6 protein-coding genes are annotated in these 10,842 nt (G+C 68.7%); 4 read left to right on the top strand and 2 right to left on the bottom strand.

Translation table 11 applies throughout. The features are described 5' to 3' along the window. The 4 genes from AB0C36_RS41195 to AB0C36_RS41180 all read left to right on the top strand — a co-directional run. Positions 1-2,166 (top strand): branched-chain amino acid ABC transporter ATP-binding protein/permease (locus AB0C36_RS41195; protein ID WP_358364448.1); only part of this gene is annotated, 2,166 nt, incomplete at its 5' end. A gap of 77 nt (positions 2,167-2,243) precedes the next feature. Continuing rightward, on the top strand, positions 2,244-3,548 hold the full coding sequence (locus AB0C36_RS41190) for an ABC transporter substrate-binding protein (protein WP_358364446.1): 1,305 nt from the start codon (positions 2,244-2,246) through the stop codon (positions 3,546-3,548). A 102-nt stretch (positions 3,549-3,650) separates the two neighbouring features. After that, on the top strand, positions 3,651-6,305 hold the full coding sequence (locus tag AB0C36_RS41185) for a beta-glucosidase family protein (protein ID WP_358364443.1): 2,655 nt from the start codon (positions 3,651-3,653) through the stop codon (positions 6,303-6,305). Between the two features lie 46 nt (positions 6,306-6,351). Further along, on the top strand, positions 6,352-8,793 hold the full coding sequence (locus AB0C36_RS41180; RefSeq protein ID WP_358364440.1) for a glycoside hydrolase family 3 N-terminal domain-containing protein: 2,442 nt from the start codon (positions 6,352-6,354) through the stop codon (positions 8,791-8,793). A gap of 115 nt (positions 8,794-8,908) precedes the next feature. On the opposite strand, the gene AB0C36_RS41175 is transcribed toward AB0C36_RS41180, so the two are convergent. Both AB0C36_RS41175 and AB0C36_RS41170 read right to left on the bottom strand, forming a co-directional pair. Further along, entirely contained in the window at positions 8,909-9,373 is a 465-nt protein-coding gene (locus AB0C36_RS41175) for a DUF5060 domain-containing protein (protein ID WP_358364437.1), read from the bottom strand. A gap of 202 nt (positions 9,374-9,575) precedes the next feature. Next, complete coding sequence (locus tag AB0C36_RS41170; RefSeq protein WP_358364433.1) at positions 9,576-10,622, bottom strand: hypothetical protein; 1,047 nt, start codon at positions 10,620-10,622, stop codon at positions 9,576-9,578. Positions 10,623-10,842 lie beyond the last annotated feature (220 nt).

Genomic DNA, 10,842 nt, shown 5'->3' with positions numbered 1-10,842 from the left:
ATGCGGGCGATCACCGCCCGCATGGTCTCCTTTCGCATCGCCCTGCTCGCAGGTGTCGGGCTCGGTCTGCTCCAGTCCTTCGTGCAGTTCAACTGGCTCGACCAACCTGGCCTGAGCGACATGACCGTCCTGGTCATCGTGCTGGTCGCGGTGTTCTTCGTCAGCCGCGGCCGGGACACCGAAGCTTCGTCGTTCTCGTTCGCGCCAAAGGTCAAGCCCGTCCCCGCACGGTTGCGCGGGGTGTGGTGGGTCCGGAACCTGGAGCGCGGAGGGTTCCTGGTCCTGGGCCTGATCGCGGTCGTCCTCCCGCTGATGGTGACCCAGCCGTCCCGGCATCTGCTCTACACGGTGATCCTCGGGTACGCGATCTGCGCCGCGTCGGTGACGATCCTGACCGGCTGGGCAGGCCAACTCTCCCTCGGGCAAATGGCATTCGCCGGCCTGGGCGCATTGACGGCCGCGTCCCTGAACCGCGGGTTGCGCATCGACATCGGCGACACCACGTACAGCTTCCGCGGACTGGTGTTCCCGGTAGCGGTTCTGGTGGCCTGTTTGTTCACCGCGGGGCTCGCGGCGCTGGTCGGCGCGGGCGCGCTGCGTGTACGCGGACTCCTGCTCGCGGTCAGCACTTTCGCGTTCGCCGTCGCCGCCGAGCAGTACCTGTACCGCCGCGACGTGTTCCACGACGAGGGGCGGACCACCGCGTCATTCCCACGCAGCACGGTCTTCGGACTCGATGTTTCGAGCCAACGAGCTTACTACTACACGGTGTTGGTCGTACTTGCTGTCGTGTTGCTGGTGGTGGCGCGACTCCGCAAGTCCGGCATCGGACGAACCACCATCGGCGTACGCGACAACCCGGCCACGGCGGCGGCGTACACCGTGGGCGCCACCCGCGTGAAGTTGCAGACGTTCGCGCTTGCCGGCGGTATCGCCGGGCTGGGCGGCGCGCTGCTCGCGGGCGCCGTGCAGACGGTGCCGTACGCCGACAAGTACTTCCTCAGCGCCGACTCGCTGACGCTGGTGTCGATCGTGGTGATCGGCGGCCTGGGCTCGGTGTCCGGCTCGGTGCTCGGATCCCTGTGGGTCATCGGCCTGCCGTCGTTCATGCCGGGCAACGAGCTGGTGCCGCTGTTGACGTCGAGCCTCGGCCTTTTGATCCTCCTGCTGTATTTCCCCGGCGGCCTGGTCCAGATCGGCTACAGCGCACGAGACGCCCTCCTCGCGTGGGCCGACACGAAGCTCGCTCCCGCCCAGGCGGTCAAGGTCGCGACCGCACCGCCGATGGTGCTCACGCGGTCCGAGCACGAGCCGCTGCCGGACGACAGGCCGATCCTGGCCACGTCGAACGTCCAGGTGCGGTTCGGCGGTCGGGCGGCGGTCGACGGCGTGACCATCGAGGTACGGGCGAACGAGATCGTCGGCCTGATCGGCACCAACGGCGCGGGCAAGTCCACGCTGATGAACGCCGTGGGCGGGTTCGTCCCGGCCAGAGGCGGCGTCGAACTACTCGGCAAGGACGTGTCGGGGCTGGCTCCGGCCGCCCGGGCCCGGATGGGGTTGGGCCGGACCTTCCAAGCCGCGACTCTCTTCCCGGAACTGACGGTCCGCGAGACCGTGCAGATCGCCCTCGAAGCACGCGGCCGAACCGGAATGCTGTCCACCGCGTTTCACCTCCCGCACACCTTCAAGCGAGAGCGCGCCAAGCGCTCCGAAGCTGACGACCTGATCGGCTTCCTCGGACTGGGCCGCTACGCCGACGCGTTCATCGGCGACCTGTCCACGGGCACCCGCCGTATCGTCGAACTCGCCGGCCTGCTGGCCCTCGACGCACGGATGCTGTGCCTGGACGAGCCCACCGCCGGTGTCGCCCAGCGCGAGACCGAGGCCTTCGGCCCCCTCATTCAGGAGATCCGCCGTGAACTCGGCGCTTCCATGCTCGTCATCGAACACGACATGCCGTTGATCATGGGCATCTCCGACCGCGTCTACTGCCTGGAAACGGGCCGCGTCATCGCCGCCGGAGCACCGAGCGAAGTACGCGACGACCCCAAGGTCGTGGCCAGCTACCTCGGCTCCGACGAACGCGCCATCGAACGCAGCGGCGCCGCGCCCATCACCCCTGGCCCCGGCCCGACCCCTGCGGACACCACGGTGCCCGCCTGACCCGGCCACCCGCGAGCCCGTACCTCTTCTCCGTCCTTGCGCCGCATCGCGCCACGACCCGAAACGGACCACGCCTAATGTTCACAACGCACCGTGCCAGACACAGCGCCGTGCTCGCCCTCGCCGCGGCCGCCGCGCTGGTCGTCACCGGCTGCACGGCGGAGAAGAAGGACGACGCCACGAGTCCGTCCGGAGCCCCGGCCGCGCCGCCCGCACCCAAGATCGCCCCGGGCGTGACCGCGGACACCATCAAGCTCGGCATCACGTACCCCGACGTCGAAAGCGTCCGGCAGTACGTCAACCTCGACTACGGGAACTTCGAGGTCGCGTACAACGCGCTGATCAAGAAGATCAACGACAACGGCGGCATCAACGGCCGCAAGATCGTCCCGGTCTACGGCAAGATCAACCTCATCTCGCCGGCCGCCGCCGGGGAGACCTGCGTCAAGATGACCCAGGACGAGAAGGTCTTCGCCGCGCTCGGCAACTTCAACGGCGACGAGCCGCTGTGCTACGTGCAGACCAACAAGACCGCGACCATCGGCGGCCAGCTCACCGCCAAACGCTACGCGACGGCCCAGGCCCCGTGGTTTGCCTACTGGCGCGGAGGCGACGAACTCGGCGACGGTATAAGCCAGTTCGCCGCGAACAACGCCCTGGCCGGCAAGAAGGTCGCGGTCATCTCCAACATCAACGAGCAGGCCGTGATGAAGGACACCGTCATCCCGGCCCTGCAGAAGCTCGGCGTGACGCCCGTGGAGACCGCCGTCCTGGACGCCCCGGCACAGGACCCCGCGGCCGTGGGCCAGCAGACCGGCGTGTTCATCCAGAAGTTCCAGGCCTCCGGCGCGGACACCGTCGTGGTCGTCGGCAGCATGGGCGCCTCCTTCCCGCAGGTCCTCGAACAGACCAAGTACCGTCCCAGGCTGCTGTTCACCGACGTGGGCCAGGCCAACGGCTACGTCGGCGACAAGGCGAAGCACGACTTCACCACCCTGAACGACGCGGCCGGCCTCGGCTTCGACGTCAAGTGGGACGACCCTGCCATCAAGGACTGCGTCTCGACGATCGAGGCGGCCGCTCCCGAACTGAAGGGCAAGCTCGTCGACCCGGCGACGGTTCCCGGCGGCCAACCCACCCCGGGCTCCTCGGCGTCCATCGCCTGCATGAACCTGGGGCTGTTCAAGGCCATCGCCGACAAGGCCGGCAAGGACCTCAACTACGAGACGTTCCAGAACGCCGGCTTCAACCTCGGGGCCTACCAGGTCCCGACGTACGTCGACCCGGCCACCTACACCCGCGACACTCCGCACGGCGCCATGCCGCCTCACCTGTACAAGTTCAACCCGGCCACGCAGAAGTTCGACACCAAGGTCAGCTGATCTCGGACGGCGGCCTGAGCAAACACCGACGCGCGGGGCCCGCCGACCACCGGCGGACTCCCGCGCGCACAACGCCTTTGCCCCTGAAGTAGGAGAAGCCCGATGGACCACCTCCCCTACCGTGACGCGTCCCTCCCTGTGCAAGAACGCGTCCGGGACCTCCTGGGCAGGATGACGCTGGAGGAGAAGGCGGCCCAGACGGCGGCGCCCTTCGGGTCGGCCGTCGACGTGCACACACCACCGGACACGGGCTGGGGCGGGGCTGTTGCGGCATTGTGCACGCTCGGCCTCCCCCCTCGTGAGGCCGCGGCCCGAGGAAACGAGCTTCAGCGCAAGCACGTCGAGGAGACACGTCTCGGTATTCCCGTGCTGCTCGCGGAAGAGGCACTCATCGGCCTGAAGGTCCGGGACGCCACGACGTTCCCCGACGCCATCGCGCAAGCGGCCACCTGGGAACCGGAGTTGGTCGAGGAGATGGGCCGGACCATCGGAACCCAGATGGCACGGCTCGGCGTACGCCAGGCCCTGTCGCCGCTCGCCGACGTCGCCCGCGACCCGCGCTGGGGACGGGTCGAGGAGACGTACGGTGAGGACCCCTACCTGGTCGGCTCCATGGCCGCAGGCTACGTACGGGGACTCCAGAACGCCGACGACGAGTTTCCGATCATGGCCACGCTGAAGCACTTCGTCGGCTACAGCGCCAGCGAGGGCGGCAGGAACACCCAACCGGCGCAGCTCGGCCCGCGTGAGTTGCGGGAGATCCATTCGGTGCCTTTCGAGATGGCCATCCGAGCGGGCGGCGCGCGGGGCGTCATGCCGTCGTACAACGACATCGACGGCGTCCCCGTGACCGGTTCGAAGGCACACCTCACCCGCCTGCTGCGCGAAGAGCTCGGCTTCGACGGCCTCGTCATCTCCGACCTCGGCGCGGTGGGACACCTGCACACCAAACACGGCACCGCCGAGGGCACCCTCCAGGCGGTGGCCCAGGCGGTCCGTGCCGGCATCGACTTGGACCTGGACAACAAGGTTTCGTCCGACCGTGTGATCGAGGCTGTCCGCACGGGCGTTCTCTCCGAGGGCGACCTGGACCGGGCGGTCGCCAACGTGCTGCGCGCCAAGTTCCGCCTGGGCCTGTTCGAACGTCCCTACGTCGATCTCGACGCCGTACCCGAGACGTTCGATTCCGCCGAGGAACGGGCACTCGCCCGCACGATCGCCGAGAAGGCGGTCATCCTCCTGCAGAACCGACCGGTCGACGGTTCGCGCCTGCTGCCCCTTGCCGCGTCGGTGAAGTCCATCGCCGTCATCGGCCCGAACGCGCACCGTCCGATGGGACAGCTGGGGAACTACAGCTACCAGGTGCTCGACAGCATGACCAAGCGGTTCGCCCTCGCGGCCGACCCGGAGGCGAAGCCGGAGGACGCCGAGGAGTTCGCGGGCAAACTCGGCGCGGACGAAGCCGGGCTTCTCGTCGAGTCGGTACCCGTCGTGACGTTCCTGGACGGAATCCGTCGGCGCGCCGGCGACGACACGACCGTGACGTACGAACCGGGGTGCCAGATCGCAACCGATGACCGCTCGGGGTTCGACGCCGCGGTCCGCGCGGCCTCCGCGGCGGAGGTCGCCGTGGTCGTGGTGGGAGACCAGTCGGGCATCAACGCCTTCGGCACCGTGGGCGAGGGCCTGGACAGCGCCGAATGTGCACTGCCCGGCGTGCAGCGCGAACTCGTCGAGGCCGTCGTCGCGACCGGGACACCCACGATCGTGGTCCTCAGCCACGGCCGACCCTACGTCCTCGGATGGATGGCCGACCGCGTACCCGCCATCGTCGGTTCCTTCTTCGGCGGCGAGGAGGCCGGGAACGCCGTGGCATCCGTGCTGTTCGGCGACGTCAACCCGGCGGGTCGCCTGCCGATCGCGCTCTTGGGCTCCGCCGGAGCAGCGCCGTTCCCGTACTGGGCGGCGGCGCGGTCAACCCCCTACGTCGATACCGCATCCCCGGTCGTCTTCCCGTTCGGGCACGGGCTGAGTTACACCGACTTCGAGTACCGGGACCTGGCCGTCGAGTCCGCAGAGGTATCGACCGATGGCGCGATACAGCTCTCGTTCACCGTCGCAAATGTCGGTGACGTTGACGGCGACGAAGTGGTGCAGGTGTACGGCCAGGACGTCATCGGGCGAACGACAAGGCGCCGCCGCGTCCTGGTCGCCTTCCGCAGGATCCCCCTCGCGGCCGGCGCGGCGACCCGAGTGACCGTCGACGTGCCCACGATCATGTTCGCGCTGTGGGACGCGGACGAGGGCTGGGTCGTCGAGCCGGGCCTGGTCAGGTTCTTCGTCGGCGGGTCATCCGCGGCCACGCCCCTGCGCGGTCGAGTGACCCTCATCGGCAAAGACCACCTGCCGGGGCCGGACAGGACGATGTTCAGCACCGTCAGCGTCGATGGCAGCGAGGCCGCGCTCGCGTCTGTCCGCGAAGGGACGGAGTCCGCGACGCTGGTGGCGGGCACGCACAGCACGCCCATCACCCAGGACAACACCGTCCTGGAATGGCTGGAGCACCCCATCGGCGGCCAGGCTCTACGAGCCATGTTCGCGGGCGTCGACGGGGATGTCGAAGACCTACTCGAACCCGCGTACGGGCTGACACTCACTCAGATGGTCGCGTTCAGTGGCGGCCAGTTCCCGCAATCCCAGCTCGACGAGCTTCTCGCGCGCACACGCGTCGTGCCCGAGGCTGATCGGCGTCTGTGACCACCCCTGTGCGCCCTTGGACCAACCACCACAGGAGACGAAAGCAATGCCCAAGTCTGTCGGCGATCTGCTGCGCCGGATGTCGTTGGACGAAAAGGTCGCCCAACTGAGCGGACCCGCGTACGAACAACTCGCCGTCCTGGCCATGGGCAACCCGGACGACCCCGCGGAAGCGCTCGCCAAGGGCCTCCCCCAGCTCGCCCCGCACGGCGTGGGGCACTTGGCCATGGTGGGCGGGCTGTGCCCGGACCTGGACGCCTTGCCCGGCTTCATCGCACGGATCCAGGAAGCGGTGATGGGAGCCGGGCGGTTCCCCATTCCCGCGCTGGTCCACCTGGAAGCGCTCAACGGCGTGGTGCACCCCGGCGCACCGACGTACCCCACCGCCATCGCGCAGGCCGCGACCTGGAACCCCGCCCTGGTCGGACGCATGGCGACGGTGACCCGCGAGAGGCTGCGCTTCCTCGGCGTGCGCCTGGCGTTGTCCCCGGTCCTGGACATCACGCGCGATCCCCGGTGGGGGCGCGGACACGAGACGTACGGCGAAGACCCCGATCTGGCGGCGGCGTTCGGCGTCGCATTCGTGCGCGGCATGCAGGGGGACGACCTGCGCGGCGGCGTCGCGGCGTGCGGCAAGCACTTCATCGCCTACGCGACTCCCCAGGCGGGCCTGAACTGCGCCGGCACATTGGTCGGCCCCCGCACTCTCCGGGAGCAGTACGCCCGCCCGTTCGAAGCCGCCATCCGGGAGGCCGGCCTGGCCACGGTGATGAACTCCTACTCGGAGATCGACGGCATGCCCGTCGCCGCCGATCCGGGGATGCTCGACACGCTGCTGCGCCGGGAGTTGGGGTTCACCGGGACTGTCGTCAGCGACTACAGCTCCTTGGACCACCTGGCGACCCGATTCGGACTGGCCGCGGACGCCGACGAAGCGGGCAGCCTGGCGATCACGTCCGGCATGGACGTGGAGTTCCCCGAGTTCCGCACCTTCGCGCGGCTTGGCGACCTGGTCCGCGAAGGGCGTCTGGACGAGGGCATCGTCGACCGAGCGGCCCGACGGGTCCTGGACCTCAAGGCGGATCTCGGGCTGTTGGACCATGTTCTCGACCGGGGCGTCGCGGTCACGGCTCCCGAGCCCGCCGACGTCGCCGACCTCGCCGAGGAGCTGGCACTGAGCCGCGCCATGGCCGTCGAGGCCGTGACGCTGCTCCAGAACGACGGTGTCCTCCCCATCCCGCCGACCACGCGACGCGTGGCCGTGGTGGGCGAACTCGGTGCGCAGATCCGCGTGCACTACGGCGCCTACAGCGGGGTCGCTCTCCAAGAGCTCAACGTCTCCGTCGTCGAAGCCTGGTTGCATGCGGCGCAGACCGGTGAGCCGTTCCAGACCGGCGGTCTGGACGACACCCAGGGGATGCGGGCGATCCCGACGCCGGACTTTCCGCACCGGTTCGAGGACATGGCACGCCAGTTGGAGACGCATGCCGTCAGCATCGGGGACGCCTTGGAGCGCGTCGTCGGTGGCGCAACCGAAGTGGTGCGTGCGTCGTTCGGTGGACCGGAAGGCACCAGCGCGGACGACCTGGCGCGGGCCGTACAAGCCGTCGACGGGACGGATGTCGCGATCGTCGTGGTCGGTGAACGCACCGGGTGGGTGGGTCCCGTCACGGCAGGCGAACAGGTCGACCGCCAGGACCTGCGCCTACCAGGCGACCAGGAAGCCCTCGTCGAAGCCGTCGCCGCCATGGGTGTGCCCACCGTCGTGGTCGTCGCCAGTGGGCGCCCACTCCTTCTGGACCGAGTCAGCCGCTGTGCGGACGCCGTGCTCTGGGCGCCGCTGCTGGGCCCGGCCGCGGGCTTGGCCGTGGCGGACGTCCTGGTCGGCAACACCGCCCCCGCCGGGCGGCTTCCGGTCACCTTCCCCGCGTCTCTCGGCCAGGTCCCGATCTTCCACGGCAGCCGGGCCGGCAGCGGATACGACAAGCCCGGCGGCGCCGACGGACCCACGTACATCGACGGTCCGTCCCGTCCGTTGTTCCCCTTCGGACACGGCCTGACGTACACCGAATTCGCGTACGGCGACGCGGTGGCCGATGCCGCCGAAGTCCGGGCGGGTGAGGACCTGTCCGTACGCGTGGACATCACCAACACCGGGGACCGCCTGGCCGAGGAAGTCGTCCAGCTCTACGCCCGCGACGTCGTCGCCTCCACCGTCCGCCCGGTCCGGCAACTGCTGGCCTTCGCCCGCGTCCAGGTGCCCGCCGGGGAAACGCGCCGCGTGCGGCTGTCCGCCCCCGTCAACGCCCTGGCCCTCATCGACCCCGCCGACCGCCTCGTCGTCGAACCCGGCACCATCGACCTCATGGTGGGCTCCAGTTCCGCGGACATCCGCGCGCGCACGAGCGTGGTCGTCACCGGCGAGACCGCCGAGATCCCCCGGGCGGGCCGTTTCCTGGGCAACTCCGAGGAGATCCGGCCCCACTGACAACCGCCCGGGGCCGGATCCCGACGACCGATCGCACGGTCACGCAGGTGCCACGGCACGGACGACGGAACTCCGCGTCAGGACCCGACTTCCCCCGGGTCCTGACGCTTCGTCCCTACACCACCCGTTGGATGCGGAGAGCCAGGTACGGGTCCGCGGGGAGTTTCACCGTCGCATCGCCCTCCGCGTACGCGATCGCCTTCTCGGCGTCGACTGCGGCGATGTACAGCGTGTCGAGCGGGGTGACGGTCATGTTCCAGGTGTCCAGGATCTCGACGCGGAACGTCATGCCGTCGGTGTGCACCCGGACCGGACCATGGTTGCCCTCGCCTGGTTCGACGCATTCGAACCGGCCCGTACGTCCGTTCAGGTCCGTGACATTGCCGGCTGTTTCGTACGTCCAGAGCCCCTGGTGCTCGGGCATGAAGCGCACCCGATAGGTTCCCTCACCGTCGTAGAACCCGGCGACCTCGGTGCTTTCCCCGCCGAGCGTGAAGCGGGCGGACAAGTCCACGTCGACGAAAGGGTTGCCGCGAGTGGGGCCCTCCAGAACGAGTTCATAGAGATCCCACTGTCGCACGCTCACCCGGTATGCCTTCCGCCCGCCGACAACGCTTCGGCCATCATTTTGTGTAGTCACTACGCGTCTGGACTCGAGGACGACGGACCACGTACTCACGGGGCTTCCGGCCGATCGGACGGCGTACCCGCAACCCCAGCCGTCCCACCCGGTAGCTCCCAGATCGACGAGTTCCACCAGGTGGGACGAGCGTGGGCGCATGTCAGGCCGGCTGGGTGGCCCAGTCCGTGGTGGGGCTGATCGAGTAGGCGGCGATCAGCGCGCGGATGAACTCCTTGTCGTGGAGCGGGTCCGAGGGTTCGGCGACGTTCATTCCGCGGGCGTGCATGTCGGCGAGGAGGCGTTCGAAGACGATGTCGTGGGTCAGGTCGTCGGAGTGGTCCATGCTCTTCTTGACCTCGTCGAGGTCGGTGTAGACCTCGGCGTTCCAGTGCACCAGCAGCCGCATCTCGTTGGGCTGGTAGCGGCGGATGACCTCGCCGTCGGTGGTGATCGCCCAGTCGTCACGGTCGGCGTCGTACCCCAGCAGAGAGCGGTGCTTCAGGCCGGTGATGTCGCGCTCATCGGGGCGGCCGACGGGGTCGCCGCGGTGGAACATGGACTCGTTCTGCACCACAACGCCCTTGTTCCACAAGGGGTGTTCGAGGCGCTTGGGCTCGCCGAGGGGCCCGTCGGGCCAGTACGTGAACGTGCCGTTCTCCCCCAGGTACCACCACGTGATCACCTGGGCCATCTTCACCAGATGGTCGGTGAACAGCCCGGAGCGGCCCATGACGTTCTGCAGCCAGATCGGAGAGTTCTCGAACCGGACGCCGCGGAACGTGACGGCGTCGAGGTGCGATGTCAGCCCGCTCTGGTGCGGCCCGCAGAGGTTGAACAGCATCATCGTCGGCCGCGCGTACTGTGCTCCCCAGTACTCGCGAGCCAGTTGCAGGAAGCGGTTGTTGTAGAAGCAGTCGTGCAGCTCCGGGTGGTACGCGACCGAGCTCTCCGCGAAGAACCCGCGGAAGTGCGCGGATGCCACGTCGTCGAGGGTGAGGTTGAGTCCCTCGACCGCGCCTCCGTTCGACGTGGCGAAGAGTTCCTCGACAGAGTCGAAGTGGTGAGCGGTGATCGTGGGCCACGGGCCGTACCGCTTGATCACGGCGAGCATGCGCTCGTATTGGTCCTGGGTGTACAGGTCTTCGACCACCCGCGGCGGCGCGGCAGGCCGGAGCACGTCGTTCAGGTGCTGGACATCAATGGTCATCAGATCTCTCCTGGCGTTGCCTTATTGGAAGACCGACGGCCGACGGGCACGTAGGGGGCACGGCTGATCGGCTGCGCAGCAGGGCCTGCGTGTTGCACGGCGAATGCTTGCGGCCGATTTAGTGTACGCCATTATCTAAATGATGATCAGAGATGGGCTGGACTTTTTGCCGGATGGCGGCCGCGGCGGCCCGGCGAGACGGTCGTGGTCAACGACAGCC

It is taken from the genome of Streptodolium elevatio (genome assembly GCF_040649515.1).
Lineage (GTDB): Bacteria > Actinomycetota > Actinomycetes > Streptomycetales > Streptomycetaceae > Yinghuangia > Yinghuangia elevatio.
This window is presented reverse-complemented; position numbering and strand designations above follow the sequence as displayed.

Coding starts and splice junctions, on each gene's coding strand:
- AB0C36_RS41180 (WP_358364440.1), top strand. CDS start 6,352: ATGCCCAAGTCTGTCGGCGATCTGCTGCGCCGGATGTCGTTGGACGAA.
- AB0C36_RS41185 (WP_358364443.1), top strand. CDS start 3,651: ATGGACCACCTCCCCTACCGTGACGCGTCCCTCCCTGTGCAAGAACGC.
- AB0C36_RS41170 (WP_358364433.1), bottom strand. CDS start 10,622: ATGACCATTGATGTCCAGCACCTGAACGACGTGCTCCGGCCTGCCGCG.
- AB0C36_RS41190 (WP_358364446.1), top strand. CDS start 2,244: ATGTTCACAACGCACCGTGCCAGACACAGCGCCGTGCTCGCCCTCGCC.